This window comes from Streptomyces sp. NBC_01320, from assembly GCF_035974375.1.
GTDB lineage: Bacteria > Actinomycetota > Actinomycetes > Streptomycetales > Streptomycetaceae > Streptomyces > Streptomyces yanii.
Window position 1 is genome coordinate 8,088,645 of sequence record NZ_CP108390.1, and the last position, 19,535, is coordinate 8,108,179.

Annotated in this window: 16 protein-coding genes; 6 read left to right on the forward strand and 10 right to left on the reverse strand. The window is 69.6% G+C overall.

Annotated features, from left to right (window positions below; all coding sequences use genetic code 11):
* Positions 1-28 precede the first annotated feature (28 nt).
* From OG395_RS36820 to OG395_RS36835, 4 genes are read left to right on the forward strand one after another with little or no spacing between them, the layout of a single operon-like run.
* Complete coding sequence (locus OG395_RS36820; RefSeq protein ID WP_327246794.1) at positions 29-1,237, forward strand: amidohydrolase; 1,209 nt, start codon at positions 29-31, stop codon at positions 1,235-1,237.
* Positions 1,237-2,037, forward strand: a complete 801-nt coding sequence (locus tag OG395_RS36825; protein ID WP_327246795.1) for an amino acid ABC transporter permease — start codon at positions 1,237-1,239, stop codon at positions 2,035-2,037. Before OG395_RS36820 ends, OG395_RS36825 begins: the two co-directional genes overlap by 1 nt.
* Entirely contained in the window at positions 2,034-2,792 is a 759-nt protein-coding gene (locus OG395_RS36830; RefSeq protein ID WP_327246796.1) for an amino acid ABC transporter ATP-binding protein, read from the forward strand. The genes OG395_RS36825 and OG395_RS36830 overlap by 4 nt, the downstream gene beginning before the upstream one ends.
* Positions 2,793-2,821: 29 nt before the next feature.
* The gene (locus tag OG395_RS36835; protein ID WP_327246797.1) at positions 2,822-3,700 is read left to right on the forward strand and encodes a substrate-binding periplasmic protein; all 879 of its coding nucleotides are present in this window, start codon (positions 2,822-2,824) and stop codon (positions 3,698-3,700) included.
* 608 nt (positions 3,701-4,308) lie between these two features.
* On the opposite strand, the gene glnA is transcribed toward OG395_RS36835, so the two are convergent.
* A complete protein-coding gene (gene glnA / locus OG395_RS36840) occupies positions 4,309-5,718 on the reverse strand; it encodes a type I glutamate--ammonia ligase (RefSeq protein ID WP_327246798.1) in 1,410 nt (469 codons plus the stop codon).
* A gap of 255 nt (positions 5,719-5,973) precedes the next feature.
* Here glnA and OG395_RS36845 point away from each other — a divergent pair, with 255 nt between their 5' ends.
* Entirely contained in the window at positions 5,974-6,441 is a 468-nt protein-coding gene (locus OG395_RS36845; RefSeq protein WP_327246799.1) for an RDD family protein, read from the forward strand.
* A gap of 89 nt (positions 6,442-6,530) precedes the next feature.
* Here OG395_RS36845 and OG395_RS36850 read toward each other — a convergent pair whose 3' ends face one another.
* The 4 genes from OG395_RS36850 to lipB all read right to left on the reverse strand — a co-directional run bounded on the left by OG395_RS36850 (position 6,531) and on the right by lipB (position 9,653).
* Complete coding sequence (locus OG395_RS36850; protein WP_327246800.1) at positions 6,531-7,238, reverse strand: DUF4191 domain-containing protein; 708 nt, start codon at positions 7,236-7,238, stop codon at positions 6,531-6,533.
* A gap of 19 nt (positions 7,239-7,257) precedes the next feature.
* Complete coding sequence (locus tag OG395_RS36855; protein WP_037693926.1) at positions 7,258-7,458, reverse strand: SCO2195 family GlnR-regulated protein; 201 nt, start codon at positions 7,456-7,458, stop codon at positions 7,258-7,260.
* A 305-nt stretch (positions 7,459-7,763) separates the two neighbouring features.
* Positions 7,764-8,729 (reverse strand): lipoyl synthase, encoded by a 966-nt coding sequence (lipA, locus tag OG395_RS36860; protein ID WP_266986446.1) that lies wholly within the window; start codon positions 8,727-8,729, stop codon positions 7,764-7,766.
* A gap of 126 nt (positions 8,730-8,855) precedes the next feature.
* Positions 8,856-9,653 carry a lipoyl(octanoyl) transferase LipB gene (gene lipB, locus OG395_RS36865; RefSeq protein WP_327246801.1) on the reverse strand — a complete coding sequence of 266 codons (798 nt, stop codon included), beginning with the start codon at positions 9,651-9,653 and terminating at the stop codon, positions 8,856-8,858.
* Positions 9,654-9,918: 265 nt separating this feature from the next.
* On the opposite strand from lipB, the gene OG395_RS36870 reads away from it, so the two are divergent.
* On the forward strand, positions 9,919-11,595 hold the full coding sequence (locus OG395_RS36870; RefSeq protein WP_327246802.1) for a regulator: 1,677 nt from the start codon (positions 9,919-9,921) through the stop codon (positions 11,593-11,595).
* A gap of 94 nt (positions 11,596-11,689) precedes the next feature.
* On the opposite strand, the gene OG395_RS36875 is transcribed toward OG395_RS36870, so the two are convergent.
* The 5 genes from OG395_RS36875 to OG395_RS36895 form a co-directional block, all read right to left on the reverse strand.
* Positions 11,690-13,942, reverse strand: a complete 2,253-nt coding sequence (locus OG395_RS36875) for an alpha-L-fucosidase (RefSeq protein WP_327246803.1) — start codon at positions 13,940-13,942, stop codon at positions 11,690-11,692.
* A 17-nt stretch (positions 13,943-13,959) separates the two neighbouring features.
* The gene (locus OG395_RS36880) at positions 13,960-16,089 is read right to left on the reverse strand and encodes a family 20 glycosylhydrolase (RefSeq protein WP_327249571.1); all 2,130 of its coding nucleotides are present in this window, start codon (positions 16,087-16,089) and stop codon (positions 13,960-13,962) included.
* A 292-nt stretch (positions 16,090-16,381) separates the two neighbouring features.
* The gene (locus OG395_RS36885) at positions 16,382-17,695 is read right to left on the reverse strand and encodes an NAD(P)/FAD-dependent oxidoreductase (RefSeq protein WP_327246804.1); all 1,314 of its coding nucleotides are present in this window, start codon (positions 17,693-17,695) and stop codon (positions 16,382-16,384) included.
* A gap of 170 nt (positions 17,696-17,865) precedes the next feature.
* Complete coding sequence (locus OG395_RS36890; protein WP_327246805.1) at positions 17,866-18,765, reverse strand: TIGR01777 family oxidoreductase; 900 nt, start codon at positions 18,763-18,765, stop codon at positions 17,866-17,868.
* Positions 18,766-18,826: 61 nt separating this feature from the next.
* The gene (locus OG395_RS36895; RefSeq protein WP_327246806.1) at positions 18,827-19,498 is read right to left on the reverse strand and encodes a GntR family transcriptional regulator; all 672 of its coding nucleotides are present in this window, start codon (positions 19,496-19,498) and stop codon (positions 18,827-18,829) included.
* Positions 19,499-19,535: the final 37 nt, after the last annotated feature.

The window sequence follows — 19,535 nt, forward strand, 5'->3', positions numbered from 1 at the left end:
CGCCGTACCAGAACCTCCCGGAGCTTCCATGCACCACCTTGTCCCCGATGAGCTACGCGCCGCCGCGCGTGAGCTCCGGCCCGCGCTCGACGAGCTGAGCCTTGATCTGCACGGTATGCCGGAGACGCGGTTCGAGGAGCACTACGCCGTCGAGCAACTGGCCGGCCGGCTCGCCGCCGCGGGTTTCGAGGTGGAGAAGGGCATCGCCGACCTGCCGACCGCTTTCACCGCCACCCATCGGGGTGCGACGGACGGCCCGACGATCGCGGTGCTGCTGGAATACGATGCGCTGCCCGGTATCGGCCACGGCTGCGGCCACAACCTCATCGCGGCCGGCGGCCTGACCGCCGCCCTCGCCGCGGCCGCTGTACAGCCCGACCATCCGGGCGTCCTCAAGGTGATCGGCACCCCCGGCGAGGAGGGCGGCGGCGGCAAGATCCTCATGCTGGAGCGCGGCGCCTTCGCAGGGGTGGACGCGGCGGTGATGTTCCACCCGGCCGACCGGAGCCTGCGGGCCCGGCACGCGCTGGCCGCCAGCCACCTGCGGCTGACCTTCCGGGGCATCGCCGCGCATGCCGCCAAGGCGCCCTGGGACGGCCGCTCTGCGGCTGCGGGCGCGCAGCTGTTCCTCAACGCGATCGACTCGATGCGCCAGTTCATGCCACCGACCGCCCGCGTGCACGGCATCGTGACGCACGGCGGCGACGCCCCCAACGTCGTGCCCGAGCGTGCCGAGCTGGACATCTACGTACGCGAGGCCGCTTCCACCGCCCTGGATGAACTACTCAATCGGGTGCTCGCCGCCGCCGAGGGCGCCGCGCTCGCCACCGGCACCACCGTCGAGCACACCGAGACCGCGCCTCGCTACACCGAGCGCAACAACAACATGACGATGGCCGACCGGCTTGCCGCCTACACCGCCGGTCTCGGCCTGGAACTGGAGCCGCCGTCTCCGGCGAATCCGGCGGGTTCCTCGGACATCGGTAATGTGTCCGTCGAGCTGCCCGTGATCCATCCCTACGTGCAGATCTGCCCTCGTGACACCCCCGGGCACTCCGCGCAGATGCGCGAGGCTGCCCGTACGCCGGAGGCCCACGGCGCGGCTGAGACGGTCGCGACGGGCATCGCCGCCTTGGTCCTGGACCTCCTCGGCGAGCCGGAATTCCTCACTTCGGTTCGCGAAGAGTTCCAGGCGTCCGTTCCCGCTGCCGCACCCAATCGCTGTCAGGAGTCGTGATGGCCCCTTCCACCCCGCAGGACCTGGCATCCAATGCCCTGGTCAACACGTTCTTCAACTGGGACCTGATCCTCCAGACCTTCCCCCGGCTGATCACCGAGGGCCTGCTCAACACCATCGTCATCGCGATCGGCGCCATCGTCGTGGGCATCGTCATCGCCCTGCTCGCGGCGATGCTGCTGCTGTCGAACCGCTGGTGGATACGGCTCCCCGCCCGGCTGTACGTCGATGTCTTCCGCGGCCTGCCGGTGATCATCACGGTCATGCTGGTCGGCGTGGGCCTGCCCGCCGCCGGGTTCCGCCCCTTCGGCACGGATCCGTTCGGCTACGCGATCCTGGCGATCGGCATCATCTCCGGCGCTTACACCGCGGAGATCTTCCGATCCGGCATCCAGAGTGTCGACCCCGGCCAGCTACAGGCCGCCCGCAGCCTCGGCCTGAGCTACCTGAAGGCGATGCGGCTGGTCGTGGTGCCACAGGGCATCCGGCGCGTGCTGCCCGCGATGGCCGGCCAGTTCGTCAAGGACATCAAGGAAAGTTCGCTGGTCTATCTGCTCGGCCTGGCCGCCGGGCAGCGCGAGCTGTACTTCATCGCGCAGGAGGAGGTCGCCCGCACCTACAACTCCTCACCGCTGATCGCCGCCGGCCTGTGCTACCTCTGCCTGACTATTCCGCTGACGTACTTCATGAACCACCTCGACAAACGGCTGCGCGAGGGCCCGAAACTCGGGAACCCCCTGGCCATCGCCGACCCGGACCCCCAGACCCCCGTTCCAGCCACCGCAGGAGAGAAGGCATGACCGCCGTAACCAGGGCCCCGGCCACTCCCGCCGCGTTGCGGGTCACCGGCCTCAGCAAGAGCTACGGCAGCCATACCGTGCTGAGCGACATCACCATCGACGTTCGCGCCGGCGAGACCCTCTGCCTGATCGGCCCCTCCGGCTCCGGCAAGTCCACCCTCCTGAAGTGCCTCAACCTTCTGGAGACCCCCGACTCCGGCGAGATCTGGCTCGGCGAGACCTGCCTGACCGCCCCGCGTGCCGACGTCGACGCCGCCCGCGCCCGCATCGGCATGGTCTTCCAGCACTTCAACCTCTTCCCGCACCTTAGTGTCGAGCGCAATGTCACGCTTGCCCTGACCTCGGTCAAGGGCATGGACCGAGAGCAAGCCCGGCAGATCGCGCTGCGCCGGCTGGCGGAGGTCGGCCTCTCCGCCTTCGCCGACCGGCGGCCGGCACAGCTGTCCGGCGGCCAGCAGCAGCGCGTCGCCATCGCCCGCGCGCTCGCCATGGAGCCCGAGGTGATGCTCTTCGACGAAGCCACCTCCGCGCTTGACCCCGAACTGGTCAAGGACGTGCTCGCCGTGATGCGGGACCTCGCGTCGGGCGGCATGACCATGGCCGTCGTCACTCACGAAATGGGCTTCGCCCGGGAGGCCGCCGACCGCGTCGCCTTCATGTGCGACGGCCGCCTTGCCGAGATCGACACCCCCGACCGGATCTTCGAACGCGCCGAACACCCCAGGCTGCGCCAGTTCCTCTCCCAGGTCCTCTGAACGCCCGTCCCCCGTACAGGAGCCCACCCATGCACAGCACCACCCTTCGCAGATCACTTCTCGCCGGCGCCGCAGCCGTCCTGCTGCTCCCCCTCACCGCCTGCGGCGGCGACAGCGACAGCGGCTCTGCGAACGCCTCGACCGCCAAGTACAAGCTGGTCCAGAAGGGAATGATCACCGCCGGTACGCAGGCCGAGCAGCCCCCCTTCGCCGTGACCGACGCCTCCGGCAACCCCACCGGCTTCGCCGTCGACCTGATGAATGAAGCTGCCAAACGCCTCGACGTGAAGATCCAGTACAAGACCACGAACCTGCAGGGCATCCTCGCCGGGCTGTCCGCCGGGCAGTACGACATCGGCGTCGCCGGCGTGGGCGCCACTCCCGAGCGCGCCAAGCAGGTCTCCTTCACCACCCCGTACTACTGGGGCTTCACCTCCGTTGTGACCAAGAAGAGCGGCAAAGAGACCCGGCTCCCGGACTTCGACGGCAAGCGGGTCGGAGTCGTCAGTGGCGCGGTCCAGGAAGCCTTCGTCGCCAATAGGATGCCCAAAGCGAAGCTCGTGAAGTTCAAGGACCAGACCGCCCTGATCTCGCAGCTGCTCTCCGGCGGTGTCGAGGCGATCGTGCTCGGCGGCGCCGACGCGGACGAATACGTAGAGAAGCAGCCCGTACGAATCGCCGTCGAGCAGGACAGCCTCCAAGGCAGCGCGTTCCCCCTGCGCAAGGGCGGCGACCCGAAACTCCTCAAGGACATCGACGCCCAGATCGACGCGATGATCGACGACGGCACCTACGTCAAGCTGTACAAGAAGTACTTCCAGGACCCGATCGCCGCCGACTTGATCAAGGAGCGCCCCAACCTCGCCAAGCAGGTCGAAGGAACCGACCTGGCCCCCGCCGAAGGCTGATCACCACGCGGTGACGGCGACTTCCGCCAGGGTGATCAGACCTCGACTGACTGCGCCTGCGCGACCAAGGGATTCGTGGTGAGCCCTTAAGCCCAGGACTCCGACATGCGCACCAGGTCGCCCCTGGCCGGGCGCGCGCGTCCCTTGCTGCGGCTGTCGTCCTCGTGGTGTTGATCGGCAGGAAGGAGAGATCTACCCCGCTGCAGTGGCTGCACTTCGACCAGTCGCTCCGGAAGCGCAGTCCGCACACAGTCCGCAAAACACCCGATCAAGACCGTCGCACCCCGTCGCCAGCAATCGAAAAAAGGCCAGGTCAGCGACCTGCAGCAGCCATCGCCGCAGGTCACCAACCTGGCCCATTACTAGGAGACCAAGAAGGCTGCCGCCGCACACAGAGCCTGGACGAGCCAGCGAGGGCCGCTACCCCGACTTATGGGGTAGCGGCCCTCGCAGCGTTGTGACATCACGTCAGAGAATCGGCCGGGCGGTGCACACTCGGTGCACAAGGGGGCGGAAAGCAAGCGGTGACAGTGAGAACTACTGGGAAGAGTTTTCGCAGGTCACAGCATGTTTGCAGGGCTTCCACCCAGGTCGCCCGACTCCGTCCTTTAGATGTCGAAGTAGAGCTCGAACTCGTGCGGGTGCGGGCGCAGCTGGATCGGGGCGATCTCGTTGGTGCGCTTGTAGTCGATCCACGTCTCGATCAGGTCGGACGTGAAGACGCCGCCCGCGAGGAGGTAATCGTGGTCCGCCTCCAGGGCGTCCAGGACGGCGGGGAGCGAGGTCGGGACCTGCTGGACGTTCGCGTGCTCCTCGGGAGCCAGCTCGTACAGGTCCTTGTCGATCGGCTCGGCCGGCTCGATCTTGTTCTTCACGCCGTCGAGGCCGGCCATCAGCAGAGCCGAGAAGGCCAGGTACGGGTTGGACGACGGGTCCGGGGCGCGGAACTCGACGCGCTTGGCCTTCGGGTTCGAGCCCGTGATCGGGATACGCATCGCGGCGGAACGGTTGCGCTGCGAGTAGACCATGTTGACCGGGGCCTCGAAGCCGGGGACCAGGCGGTGGTACGAGTTCACCGTCGGGTTCGTGAAGGCCAGCAGCGACGGCGCGTGCTTGAGGATGCCGCCGATGTAGTAGCGGGCGATGTCCGAGAGACCCGCGTAGCCCTGCTCGTCGTAGAACAGCGGGTCGCCGCCGGCCCACAGGGACTGGTGGACGTGCATGCCCGAGCCGTTGTCTCCGAAGATCGGCTTCGGCATGAAGGTCGCGGTCTTGCCGTTGCGCCAGGCGACGTTCTTCACGATGTACTTGAAGAGCATCAGGTCGTCGGCGGCGGCGAGCAGCGTGTTGAACTTGTAGTTGATCTCGGCCTGGCCGGCGGTGCCGACCTCATGGTGCTGGCGCTCGACCTGGAGGCCGTTCTTGTCCAGCTCAAGGGAGATCTCGGCACGCAGGTCGGCGAAGTGGTCGACCGGCGGGACCGGGAAGTAGCCGCCCTTGTAGCGGACCTTGTAACCCCGGTTGTTCTCTTCGGAGCCGGTGTTCCAGGCGCCGGCCTCGGAGTCGATGTGGTAGAAGCTCTCGTTCTCCGACGTCTGGAAGCGGACGTTGTCGAAGACGTAGAACTCGGCCTCGGGGCCGAAGTACGCGGTGTCGGCGATGCCGGTGGAGGTGAGGTACGCCTCGGCCTTCTTGGCCACGTTGCGCGGGTCACGGCTGTACTGCTCGCCGGTGATCGGGTCGTGGATGAAGAAGTTGATGTTGACGGTCTTGTCGCGGCGGAACGGGTCGACACGGGCGGTCGACAGGTCCGCGCGGAGCGCCATGTCGGACTCGTGGATGGCCTGGAAGCCGCGGATCGACGAGCCGTCGAAGGCCAGTTCCTCGGTCGGGTCGAATGCCGCTGCCGGGATGGTGAAGTGCTGCATCACACCGGGCAGGTCACAGAACCGGACATCGATGAACTTGACATCTTCGTCGGCGATGTACTTCTTCGCGTCGTCGGCGTTCTGGAACATCCAACTCCTCCTACTCCCGGCCCGGGAGGGACGGGGTTGTAGCTCGTGGTGCGGCCAGTGCGGTGGCACACGCTGGACCCGACCATAGGCAGGCCGGATTTCTCAAGCATGACCCATTTGTTTCGCCGAAGTTAACCGAGGCGGGTGTCGGCGGCACCTCGGAGGCGTACCGGGGCGGTGGCCGGGGGGCCGCGCCCGCGAGCCCGGAGGGCCCCACCCGGCAGGGCGTGGAGGGGGGCGCAGTACCGTGGACGGGTGGACAATAGGCAAGCAATCGGATCGTGGCTCTCCGGGCCGCGTGCGGCCGCCGAGGACATGGGCGCCGATTTCGGCTACCGGGGCAAGCGGCTCGGTCTGCCCGAAGAAGGACCGGGGGCGATCGCGCCGCTCGGCCGGCGCTTCGGTGCTCTTTTCATCGACTGGGCGCTCTGCCTGCTGATCGCATACGGGCTGTTCGCTCGCGGTGACCAGCAGGCGGCCGGGAACTGGGCCCTCGGGATCTTTGTCGTACTGAGTGTGCTCACCGTCGGGACCGTCGGCTGTACACCGGGCAAGCGCATCCTGGGTATCCGTGTCGTCGGCGAGGGCGGCGGTCGGCTCGGTCTCGGGCGGGTGATCATCCGGAGCTTGCTGCTGTGCCTGGCGATTCCGGCACTGGTCTGGGACCGTGACGGGCGCGGGCTGCACGACCGGCTCTCGCGCGCCGTGCAGGTGCGGATCTGAGGCGGTCCGGCGAGGCGGAGATGTGAAGAGGGCGGGCTGCGAACCTCAGTGGTTCGCGGCCCGCCCTCTTGTGCGTCGAGTGTGTGGCGTCAGCGCATCTTGCCGCCGCGCGGCATCCGCATGCCCTTCGGCATGGGGCCCTTCGGCAGCGGCATGTTGCTCATCAGGTCGCCCATCGCCCGCAGCCGGTCGTTGGCCGCCGTCACCTGCGGGCCGGTCAGGACCCGCGGCATCTTCAGCATCTTCGTGCGGACCTTCTTCAGCGGCACCTGGCCCTCGTCGTTGCCGACGACGATGTCGTGCACGGGTACGTCCACGAGGATGCGGGCCATCTTCTTCTTCTCGGCCGCCAGCAGGAGCTTGACCCGGTTCGGGTTGCCCTCGCCCACCAGCACGATGCCCGCCTTGCCGACGGCCCGGTGGACGACGTCCTGGCTGCGGTTCATCGCTACTGCCGGAGTCGTGGTCCAGCCGCGGCCCACGCGGTCCAGCACCGCCGCCGCAGCACCCGGCTGTCCCTCCATCTGCCCGAAGGCCGCCCGCTCGGCACGCCGCCCGAAGACGATCGCCATCGCGAGGAGGGCCAGCACGAAGCCCAGGATGCCCAGGTAGATCGGGTGGTCGATCAAGAAGCCGATGGCGAGGAGGACACCGAAGGTGACGATTCCCACACCCGCGACGACAAGACCGATCTTGGGGTCGGTCCGCCGGGTCATCTTGTAGGTCAGGGCGATCTGCTTGAGCCGCCCCGCGTTCTCGGCGCTGTCCGCGCCGTCAGTGTTTGCCTTCCTCGCCATGTACTGAAGTTTACGTGGCCTAGGAGCGGTGGTCGGCCACGGCCTCCAGTACGTACTCGGTCTCGACCCGGTCCTTGGCGCGGCGGCGGTCCTCGAGGACGGCCGTCCAGGCGTTGCGGCGGGCGGTGCGCTGGCCGCTGCTCAGCAGCAGCGACTCGACGGCGCGGAGAGCATCGGTGACGGACGGAATGGCGGTGGCGCGTACCGGCACGGCCTGCATCGTGGAAGTCCCCTCGGAACGGATGCGCGGAGTGAGTGGGTTACAGGAGTTGCTTGCGCGGGCTGGAGACGGTGAGCAGTGGCGGCGGCAGCCGTGAGAACCACTGCGCTGCGTGCATCCAGAGTCACTGCTCGGTGTTACCAGCGCATGACCTTTCGGTCAAACACCAATGAAACCTTGATATGAGCGCCGCGCACGCCGACGCGGCCCATACGCGTCCCCGACCTGCGGGGAGCGTAGGGGCCGCGTCGATTCAGCCAGTACCGTTCAGTAGCTTCTTGTGCCCGGATTCACACAGCCCGGGTTCAGGCAGTGGGCGCGGTCGTGGCCGCGCCGCGCCGCTCGATCGCCTGCTGGAAGAGCCGGCCGGCCCGGTACGAGGAACGGACCAGCGGCCCGGACATCACACCGGAGTAGCCGATCTCGTCGGCCTCCTCCTTCAGCTCCACGAACTCGTGCGGCTTCACCCAGCGCTCGACGGGGTGGTGGCGCACGGAGGGCCGCAGGTACTGCGTGATCGTGATGAGCTCGCAACCGGCGTCGTAGAGGTCCTGGAGCGCCTCGCTCACTTCCTCGCGGGTCTCGCCCATACCGAGGATGAGGTTCGACTTGGTCACCAGCCCGGCCTCGCGGGCCCGCGTGATGACCTCCAGGGAACGCTCATAACGGAAACCGGGGCGGATCCGCTTGAAGATCCGCGGCACCGTCTCGACGTTGTGCGCGAGCACCTCGGGGCGAGAGGAGAACACCTCGGCCAGCTGCTCGGGCTCCGCGTTGAAGTCGGGGATCAGCAGCTCGACCTTGGTGGCACCGGCCTCGCGCTCCGCCGTCAGCGCGTGGATCTGGCGCACGGTCTCCGCGTACAGCCAGGCTCCACCGTCCTCCAGGTCGTCGCGGGCGACGCCGGTGATCGTGGCGTAGTTCAGGTCCATCGTGACGACCGACTCGCCGACGCGGCGGGGTTCGTCCCGGTCCAGCGCCTGCGGCTTGCCCGTGTCGATCTGGCAGAAGTCACAGCGCCGGGTGCACTGGTCACCACCGATGAGGAACGTGGCCTCACGGTCCTCCCAGCACTCGAAGATGTTCGGGCAGCCGGCCTCCTGGCACACCGTGTGCAGACCCTCGCTCTTCACGAGCTTCTGCAGCTGGTTGTACTCGGGGCCCATCTTCGCCCGGGTTTTGATCCACTCGGGCTTGCGCTCGATGGGGGTCTGGCTGTTCCGGACCTCCAGGCGCAACATCTTGCGCCCGTCGGGTGCGACAGCGGACACGTCCGGCTCCCTACGACTTCGATTCTTCGGCGAACACCAGGGTACGCCCGCTATTTGTGCGGTTGGGGTGTGGCCCTTGCCCCTGGGCAACCAGGTGGTGGGCCGGGCCATTCCCGGGGCTCCGGGTCAGGCCGAGGCCCGGTCGATCTCCCGCGGGGCGAGCTCCGCGTTCTCCAGGACGTCCGTCAGGTGCTTCTCGACCACCGGGAGCACCTCCGCGATCGTGACGTCGCGGCCCAGCTCGTACGCGAGCGAGGTGACGCCCGCGTCGCGGATGCCGCACGGCACGATCCGGTCGAACCAGGTGTTGTCCGGGTTCACGTTCAGCGCGAAGCCGTGCATGGTCACACCCTTGGCGACCCGGATGCCGATCGCCGCCAGCTTGCGGTCCTCGCGGCGCTGACCGGCGTTGGACGGGGCGTACTCGGGGCCGTTCAGCCGCGGGTCGAACTCCTCGTCGTGCAGCCGCGGGTCGAAGTCGAGGGAGAGGCCGCCGAGCGACGGACGCTCCTCGGCCGGGTCGCCGAGCACCCAGACTCCGCTGCGGCCCTCGACCCGGCTGGTCTCCAGACCGAACTCGGCAGCCGTACGGATCAGCGCGTCCTCCAGCCTGCGGACATGCGCCACGACGTCCACCGGGCGCGGCAGCTTCTGGATCGGGTAGCCGACGAGCTGCCCGGGGCCGTGCCAGGTGATCTTTCCGCCGCGGTCCACGTCGACGACCGGAGTGCCGTCCAGGGGGCGCTCACTGTCGGTCGTACGGCGTCCCGCCGTGTAGACGGGCGGGTGTTCCAGCAGCAGACAGGTGTCGGGAACCGTGTCCTCGAACCGGGCCGCGTGCACCTCGCGCTGCTTCTGCCAGGCCTCCTGGTAGTCGACAGCTTCCTCGCCGAATCCCAGCCGGACGAACCGAAGCTCACTCACGGAGATGCCTCCCTACTTGCGGTACCGGGAGCCGGGGGGTGCCCCGGAACCACGTCACCATGCACTGATTCGCGCCCCGGGCCACTGTACGACCGCCCCGGGAGCGGTGGCCCGGCAGGTTGTTCCCGTCAGTGCCACCCCCAATCCTCACACGATCGGATGAATGTGAAGCGAAGGAGACTGCGACCGCCGTAGGGCCCGCTAAATTCGCGCCGTTCCATAAGGGCTGCCCGCGCGGCCGCGAAGGCAGGAGACCGTACAGCTGATGTCGGAACGACCTCCGCAGCGCACCCCCAACCGCCAGCTCGCCTCGCTCATCACCGAAGCCGGATTCTCGAACGCCGGTCTCGCCCGCCGGGTGGACCAGCTCGGCCTCGAACACGGCCTGGATCTGCGCTACGACAAGACCTCCGTGACTCGCTGGCTGCGCGGCCAGCAACCGCGCGGGACCACCCCCGCACTGATCGCCGAGGTCTTCACCCGGCGGCTCGGGCGCCGGCTCTCGGCGCAGGACCTGGGCCTCGACGCGTGTGCGCCCGTCTACGCCGGTCTGGAGTTCGCCGCCACTCCGGCCGAGGCGGTGGACATCGTCAGCGGCCTGTGGCGGAAGGACTCGGGCAGCCATGCGGAGCTGCGCAAGATCGCCTTCACCCCGGCCGGGCTCGTGGTGCCCAGCCGCGACTGGCTGATCGGACGGGCCGACGAGTGGGTGGGGAGGGGGAACGAGACGGCTGCCCCCGCCGCGGGCAGTGGGACCCAGGCGGCGCCGGCGCTCGGGTCGCAGCGCGGGCCGGTGGGGGCCAACGGGTCCCGTGGTTCGCACGCCGGGGCGCACGCCACGACCCACGCGGGGGCGCATGGATCGCACGGGGCGAGCGGGCCGGGAGGCCGGTACGGCGCCCGGGGGCCCGCGCCCGCCAGGCCCTCCGGGCCCGCCGCGTCGCCCTCCGCCTCCGCTGGGCCTCCGGTACATCTCGCGCCGCCGGCAACCGGTGCCTCCGGCGTCCCCCGGCAGCGGCAGTCCGACCGCGGATCCGGCCAGAAGGTCAGCCGCGGCGATGTCGCCGCCCTGCGTTCCGTCGGCGAGCTCTTCCGCACCCTCGACAACGCCTACGGCGGTGGCCACGCCCGCCAGGCCCTCGTCCGCTACCTGGAGCACGAGGCCGAGCCGATGCTCCGCGGGACGTACGGGGAGACCACCGGACGGCGGCTCTTCTCGGCCGCCGCCGATCTGACCCGGCTGGCGGGCTGGACCTCGTACGACATCGCGGCGCACGGTCTCGCCCAGCGCTACTTCGTCCAGGCGCTGCGGCTCGCACAGGCGGCGGGGGACCGGGCGTACGGCAGTTACGTACTGATCACCATGAGTCGGCAGGCGGTCTATCTCGGGCACGGCAGGGAAGCCGTCCAGCTGGCGCGCGTCGCCCAGCAGGGCATCGGCTCGTCGGCGCCGCCCGTCGTGCTGGCCCTGCTGCACGCCGTCGAGGCGCGCGGGCACGGCGTGCTCGGCGAGGCCAGGACCTGCGCGGCCTCGCTGGCGCGGGCGGAACGCGCGCTGGAGACCGCCCGGCCCGGGGACGACGTACCGTACTGGGCGCGCTACTTCGACGAGGCGCAGCTCGCCGACGAGTTCGGGCACTGTCACCGCGATCTGCAGCAGTACCGGGCCGCCGCCCAGCACGCGGAGCGCTCGCTGCAGCTGCGCGCCCCGGGGTACGCCCGGAGCAAGCTGTTCTGCCGGGTGGTGCTGGCGTCGGCCCGGCTCGGGCTCGGTGAGCTCGACCAGGCGTGTCTGCTCGGCGCGGAGGCGGCCCAGCAGGCGGCGGAGATGCGGTCGGTTCGGGCGACGGAGTACGTACGGGACTTCGAGCGCCGTCTTGAGCCGTACCGGGACGCGGCTGCGGTACGCGGATACCGGGACCGGGTCGCGGCCCTCGGATGATCCCTCCCGCGTGACTCCTGCGTGCGACAGAACGAGTGGTGGCCCCGACCGGGAGCGATCGGTCCGGGCCACCACCCGTTTCGGCAGGGCTCTCTCAGTGCCCGCGTACCTCGACCTCCGCCAGCGACAGCGGGTTGGTGCCGGAGGTCAGTTGCACGCGGACATACCTGCCGGAGGTGCCCGCCGGGAGCTGCACGGTGGACGGCCGTCCGGCCTGGCCGGTGACATGGACCGCCGTCACACCGGGTGCGGTCCGTGCCTCATCGAGTCCGTCGGCTGTGATCGGGGCGTCCGAAGTCATGACCCAGAAGTCCTTCAGCCGGTCGGAGCAGCAGTCGGTGCGGTTCCAGATGTCGACTGAGGACAGTGACTTCGAGGCGCCCAGGTCGACCTGCCACCACGCCTGTGACGAGGGCTCCGCAGTGTGGGTCACCGAGCCCGATCCGAAGGAGCCGTCGGTGTTCCCGTCGACGGCGCGGGAGGCAGGGGCGTCCCACGCGGTGCTCTTCTGGGTGGCCGGCTTGTTCCGGGCGAGGTTCTCCAGGGCCACCGTGACCTTGACCGCCGTGGTGGTCGTGAGACGTCCGTGGCGCAGGGTGATGTTCAGCGTGTACGTACCGGGGGCCGCGGAAGCGGGTGGCGTCACGGTGAACGGGACCTTCGCGTCCGCTCCCGGCGACAGCGGGTGCACGCGGGTGGTCGCCGGGGTGACGGTCCAGCCCTCGGGTCCGGACAGCCCGATCCCGGTCCCGGATGCGCGCGTGCGGGCGGTGTTGGTGAGGGTCAGGGTGCCGTCGGCGGCGCGTCCGGGGTTGAGCTCCTTCGGCAGTTCGGTCCTCGTGCGGACGAGGGTGTTCACGCCCGGAGTGGTGACCTTGAAGACGTACGCGCTCGTGCTCCTGGTGGCCGACGCCCCGTCCTTCGGTGTCTCGACGATCACGCGGCCTGCGGAGTCCTTGTGCCAGGGCAGCGCGCTGCCGTCCGAACCGAGCAGCGTGATACGGGAGTCGGCGGCGACGGGGGTGTCGGCGCCGAGGGTGAGTTCGGCGCCGGGCCACTCCAGCGCGGTCGCGTACAGGGTGCCGTCCTTCACCGTGTAGCGGATCTTGTCGTCTCCGGTCGGCTCCTCGGCGTGGTGCCAGTAGGTCGTCCCGTAGATCGCCTCACCGTTGATCTTCAGCCAGGCTCCGATGTCGAGCAGCCGCTGCTGCTGGATCTCGGGGATGGTGCCGTCGGCGCGCGGGCCGATGTCGAGCAGCAGATTGCCGTTCTTGCTGACGATGTCGGTGAGCGAGTCGATCAGCTGGTCGGAGGTGAGATGGTCCTCCTCGGGCTCGTTCTGGTTGTAGCCGTAGGAGTGCGCGATGCCCCGGCTCGCCTCCCACTTGTTCGGGTCGATGTCCGGCTTGACCGTGTACTCGGGTGTCTGGAAGTCGAGTTCCTTGCTGTCCAGCGCACCGGTCTCGATCTTGCAGCGGTTGGCGACCGCGACTTCCTTCGGGTGCGCCCGGTTCTTCGCGCGGTTGTAGTAGTCGGCGATGACGGGCGCGGTCTTCCAGTAGGACGCGGGCTTGTCCCACTGCCCGTCGCACCAGATGATGTCGGGATCGTACTGATCGACCAGCTCGTTCAGTTGCGGGACCATGTAGTCGCCGACGTAGTCCTTGACCGACGGGGCGCCGGTGTACGGGACTTCGGCGCCGGTGTACGGGTTGCGGACCGGGCTGCCGGTGTACGACGGGTTGTACCACTCGTACAGCGAGTAGTAGAAGCCCGCCTTCAGTTGCCCGCCCTCGGTGTCCTTGCGCGCCGCCTTGAACAGGTCGCCCGCCAGGTCTCGCTTCGGGCCGAGGTCCACGGTGTCGCGGCCGCTGACCTTGCTGTCGAACAGTGCGACGCCTTCATGGTGCTTGGAGGTCAGCACGAAGTAATTGGCACCGGCATCCTTGAACAGCTTCACCCAGGCGTCCGGGTCGTACTTCTCGGCCTTCCACTGGCCGATGAAGTCGTCGTAGTTCGCGGCCGTGCCGTAGGTGTCCTTCTGGTGGGTGTTGGTGGCGCTGCCCTTGCTGTTCATGTAGTTCCAGTACCACTCGGCATAGCTGCCGCGCGGGCCCCAGGCGGGCACCGAATAGGCGCCCCAGTGGATGAAGATGCCGAACTTGTCGTCGTTGAACCACGTCGGCGTGGGGTGGCTGTTGAGGGACTCCACCGTCGGTTCGTAGTCCTTCGACGGGGGTTCGGGCGCGGCGGAGGCCGGGGTGGCCAGGAAGCCGGCGAGGGCCGCCAGAGCCGTCGCTCCGACGAGTCTGGTACGGGTACGGGCATGGGTGCGGGTGCGGGTCACTGCGGGTTCCCTTCGGGTCAGCGGTCGTAGTGCGCGTAGTCGGCCCGGACCTGCTCGGGGCTCAACGCCTCGTCCCAGGTGGCGACTTCGTCGAGATCTCCGCGCAGCCCGGCCTTCTCGGTGCCGATCGAGCGCAGCGGGAGCGGAATGGACGCGTCGATCGTGCCGACGCGCTCGCCGTTCGCATACAGGGTGGTGCGGCCCGGCTCGGTGACCCAGGTCAGCTGGACCCACTGGTTCAGCGGCAGGGTGTAGTCGAAGCTGTGGTCGGCCGCGCCGTAGCGGGTGAAGCCGACCTTGCCGGTGCCCCACTGCTGGAGTTTGAGCGCGCCGGCCTTCGAACTGAGCAGCACCTGGTCACTGGTCCTGCCCGTCGTCCTGACCCAGCCGGAGACGGTCCACGGCTCAGTCAGGTCGAGGCCGCCGAATCCCACCCCGTCGCGGTCGCTGTCGAAGCGCCAGGCCTGGCCGCTCACCCCGTCCGGGACCGGAGTGGGGTTGTTGATGATGTACGAGGTGCCCGGCAGGTTCCCCGCGGTGTCCTCGGCGAAGATCGTGTTGCCGGGGCTGCCGGCCCACGTCCAGCCGCTCGGGTAGGAGGCCTGGTCGAAGGTCCAGTGGTGGCTCGGCCGACCGTCGTCGACCCGGGGTGTCACCGGGTCGGGCCGCAGGCCGGGCGGGTCGCCGAGCCGGGCGACCCGCGTCCGGAAGTCCTGCACGGTGTCCGGGGTGGCGGAGGCGTTCCAGGAGCGGTCCGCGATGATCGCGCGCGCGGTGGCCATCTGCTGCTCGAAGTAGCCGTCGTCGGCCCAGAAGTTGTAGTCGGCCCAGTTCATCAGGCCGGATCCGAGGAGATCCGGTGCGGCGCTGGGCACCCAGGAGTCGTACATCCACGGCTCGTCGGGGTACAGGTGGTGATAGTTGTTCGGCGTGTCGTAGAACGGGCCGATGGCGATCTCGTCGTGGCCGGGGATGACGGGCTCGGTGCCGGTCCCCTCCCAGGTCAGGAACACCACGGGCGCGTGGACCTGCTGTTGGGGTGCGGCGAGGTGCTCGGAGCCGTTGTAGATCGCGGTGCGCTTGCCGTGCTCGACGACGACGTCGTCGAGGGTGTTGATGTAGCCGTTCAGCAGGTCACCGAGGGTGCTGGTGTCCGGATCGGCGGCGAGATAGTTCTTGACGCGGGGGCAGTTGGCGAGCTGGCCGGGCAACTCGTCGGCGCCGATGCTGAACAGCGGGGCGTCGAACCAGCCGGCGAACTCGTCGACGATCCGGCGGGTCGTCGCGACCGCCTTCTCGCTGGTGAGGTCGACCATCCAGTTCGGCGTGAGGTGCGAGTGGGTGTGTGCCTGGCTGCACGGTTCGGGGCCGTCACCGAAGCCGATTCCGAACGCGTCGGTGATCACGGTCGCGTGTCCGGGCACGTCGATACCGGGCATCACCTGCACGTGATAGCGGTCGGCGACACGCTTCAGTCGCTCGATGTCGGCGCGGTCGTAGCTGTGTGCGGGGTCCGCGAGTCCGGGGAACTCCGGGCTGAAGAGACGGAAGCCCTCGGAGTCGGAGAACTGCAGGAAAAGGGTGTTGAGCTTCTGGTCGGCCATCCGGCGGACCAGCTTCTCCAGGTACTCCGGCTGCCAGTACTTGCGGCCCGCGTCGAGCATGGTCATCCGGACCGGCTGGGCGGGACGGTCGGTGGAGACGGCCTTCGGCACGGTGAGGTGATCGGGGGCGGTGCGCAGCAGCTGCAGGAGCGTGCGCGTCCCGTAGAACAGGCCGTGGGTGGAGGCGGCTTCGATGCGGACGGCTTCCGTGCTCTCGAACCGGTAGCCCTCCGCGCCCAGTGCCCCGTGCTCGGTGAGCGTCAGCACGATGTCGCCGGCCCGTGCGTGCCGGATGTCGCTGCTGACGGCCGGAGTGACCCCGCTGACCTGGGCCACCTCCGTACGCAGCTGCTTGGCCAGGTCCTGCACGGACTGCCGTGCGGGGCCCGGGAGTTCGGCTTGCCCGGAAGGGAGCGTGGTCGTGGAGCGGGAGCGGGGGTCCACCAGGATGCGGGTCCCCGCCGACAGCTGTGTGTGGCCGCCCGGTTCGGTCCACTGGGTCGGTCTGGGAACAACGGGCGGCCCTGGGGCGGCCGTTGTGATGCCTGTGCTCGATGCGGGTTCGCCCGGAGGCTCGTTCGCCACCGCGACGGGGGTGATAGATCCGATGACTAGAGCTATGAGGAGCGGCAGAACGGGCATGGCTCGGCGCACTACGGTCTCCTGAAGTCCGGTTTCGCCAGGACCGTAGCGGTAGACGTGGTGCACGACAAGGGTGTTTGCGGGAGTGGTGTAAACCATTCTCGAAAACAGGAGGTGGGGTGAGAGATCCGATCTGTAAGAGATGTTGGGGGTTGGGGTCGGCTGGACCGGGGCAGGATGTGCGCGGGCGGACTCAGGCCGCTTCGCGCAGTTCCACCTCCAGGTGGCCGGGCCGGATGCCCAGATCGCCGAGGATGGCGTGCGCCGCGCGGCGGCCCGAGAACAGGGCGCCCTGCACCGTGCTCGTGTCCCGGTGGTCGCCGCACACGTACAGCCCGGCGAGCAGTCTGACCGGGCGGCGCAGGTCGTGCGGGGGCGGCATGGCGGGGACCGCCTCCGGGTCGTGGTGGGCGACCAGCAGTTCCCAGTCGTCCGTCGGGCTGCCGTACAGCGCGGCGAGATGGGTGCGGACCGAGCGGTCGAGATCGGGCGGCGGGGTGCCGAGCACCGTCGACGTGATCAGGGTCCGGCCGTGCGGGACGCGCGAGGGGTCGACCTCGCTCATCACGCAGGTGTGGGCCACCGGGCCCGAGCCGTCGGCGTCCAGCAGCAGCGAGGCACCGGTCGGCGGGGGAGCGGGTGCGGTGTGGTGCAGGACCGTCACCGGATGGAAGGGCGGCACTCGCAGGCCGGGCAGCAGCTCGGCGGCGGCGCTCGCGCCGGTGGCCAGCAGCAGGGAACGGCAGCCCAGTTCACCGTGTTCCTTGGTGCGTACGGAGGTGATGTCGGCGGAGGTGACATGGACGCCGGTCCGCACGGTGCCGGGCGGCAGGGCCGCCGCCAGCAGCTCGGGCAGCGTGGCCGAGCCGCCGGACGGTACGCACAGCCGGCCGCGCGCGTAGCTGCGCAGGGCGAGATCGGCGCACCGGCTCGATGTGGTGAGCCCCGGGTCACTGAGCAGCGCGGCGAGCAGCGGGCGCAGGAAGCCGTTGACCGTACGGGAGGGAAGGCCGCGGGTGGACAGCGCGGCGAGCGCGGTCCGCTCCGGCCGGGCCAGGATGCGGGTGGCCGGGGTGGTCGCGAGCCGGGCGAGGGCCGCGCCGAGCCTGGCCTGGTCGATCGGCCCGCCCATCGGTGGGCGGGGGGCGCTCGCCAGGGCGCGCGCCGCCTTGAATGCGCCCCGTGCGCTCCGTACCTGGCGCGCATCGCCGGTCCGGTACTGGCGGCCCTCGCTGTGGACGAGGACCCCCGGAGCGAAGTTCCGCAGCAGGAGCCCTTCGAGGCCGGGCGCTGCGCGCAGTTCCGGATACGAGGTGCTGAGGAGCGGGCCGATGTGGTCGAGCCGGAACCCGTCCACCTCCTCGGTGGTCATCCGGCCGCCGACGCGTGGGCCGGCCTCCAGGACGCTGACGCTGACCCCTGCACTGGTCAACTGATGGGCTGCTGACAGGCCGGCGATCCCGGCTCCGATGATGACGACGTCCGCGTGGTGTGCCGTGCTGAGCACGTGCCCCTCCCCGAGTCGGCGCAACTGCTGGGAGGCTCTTGCCCCCAACAGGCCCCCGGAATGCCCGAGTTCGCCACGAGGCTAGGAGGGGTCCGGTGCGGGCGCAGTCGCGCGCGGCCCGGGGCATCGTTGCACGGGGTCGCACATCCGTGTGATTCGACCGTGCGTGGTCAGTGCAGCGCCGCGCGAATGGCGCCGTCGATGCCGGGGAAGGCGAAGGTGAACCCCGAGTCCAGCAGCCGTGCGGGCAGTACCCGTTGGCTGCCCAGCACGTCCTCCGCGAAGTCCCCGAGGGCGATCCGGAGCGCGGGCGCCGGGACGGAGAACAGCGTCGGACGGTGCAGCACGCGCCCCATCGCGGCTGTCACCTCGGCGTTGGTCACGGGGCCGGGGCCGGTCAGGTTCACCGGTCCGGACAGCGACTCCGTGTCGAGGAGGTGCCGCAGGGCCGCGATGTGGTCGTGCAGCGCGATGAAGCTCCAGTACTGGCGCCCGCTGCCGAGCCGCCCGCCGAGCCCCGCCCGGAACAGCGGGAACAGTCGCCCCCAGGCCCCGCCCTCCCGGGCGACGACCAGGCCCGTGCGCGCGTACACCGTCCGGATGCCTGCCGCCTCCGCCGGAGCCGCGGCAGCCTCCCAGTCCACGCAGACGGACGGCAGGAAGCCCGTGCCGTGCGGCGCGCTCTCGTCGACCGCGCGGTCCCCGGTGTCGCCGTAGTAGCCGATGGCCGACCCGCAGAGCAGCACCTTCGGCGGTACGCCGAGGGAGGCCACCGTCTCGGCGATCGCCGCCGTGCCCAGCACCCGGCTGTCCCGGATCTCCCGCTTGTACTCCTCCGTCCAGCGGTGGTCGCCGACCCCGGCGCCGGCGAGATGGACGACGGCGTCGCAGCCGACCAGGCCCGCCCCGTCGACGTACCCCCGCTTCGGGTCCCACTCGACCTCGTCCCCGGCGCGCGCCGGGTGCCGGACGAGGCGCACGACCTCGTGTCCGTCGGCCCGCAGCGAGCGCACCAGCGCGGTTCCGATGAGTCCGGTCGATCCGGTGACAGCGATACGGGAGTGCACCATGGCCCCATCCTGCCGCAGCGGCGTACGGGGCGCCTCGCCCCCATCACTCGTCACGCCCGAATCACTCGAACAGCAGTTGTAGGGCGACATCCCGGTAGTGGCGTACATGCCGCAGGGCGCAGACCGCCGCGGCCTCGCTGTCCGCCGCGGTGATGGCGGCGGAGAGCAGCCGGTGCTCCTCCCAGAGCGGTCCCGGGTCGTCGATCTGCTGGAACAGCCAGCGCAGGCGTCCCTCCAGCGACTCCAGCGTGGTGGCCAGCAGCTCATTGCCGGACAGCTCCACGATGTGGTGGTGGAAGGCCGTGTTGGCGCGCGAGATGCGTTCCGGCCTGCCGGACAGGGTGGCCCGGCGGGCCGTTTCCAACAGGGTTGCCAGTTCCCGCAGCTGGCTGTCGGTGGCTCGTTCGGCGGCGCGTCGGACGGCGAGCACCTCCAGCGCCTCGCGCATGTCGAAGAGGTTCTCCACGTCCTGCCGGGAGAGCTGCTTGACGACGATGCGGCGCGGCGACAGCGCCTCCAGGAAGCCGTCTCCGAGCAGGATGCGGATCGCCTCGCGCACCGGGACCCGGGAGACCCCGAACTCCTCGGCGACATCCCGCTCGACCAGCCGGTCGCCCGGTTTGAGCCGCCCGGTGATGATGCGGTCGCGCAGCCCCTCGCAGACCTGGTCGCGCAGCCACACCGTGCCGGTCAGTGAACTGGCCGTCTCGGTACCTGTGTTGGTCCGGCTCACATGTCCTCCGTGTATCGATTCGCTCACGGTATACCAA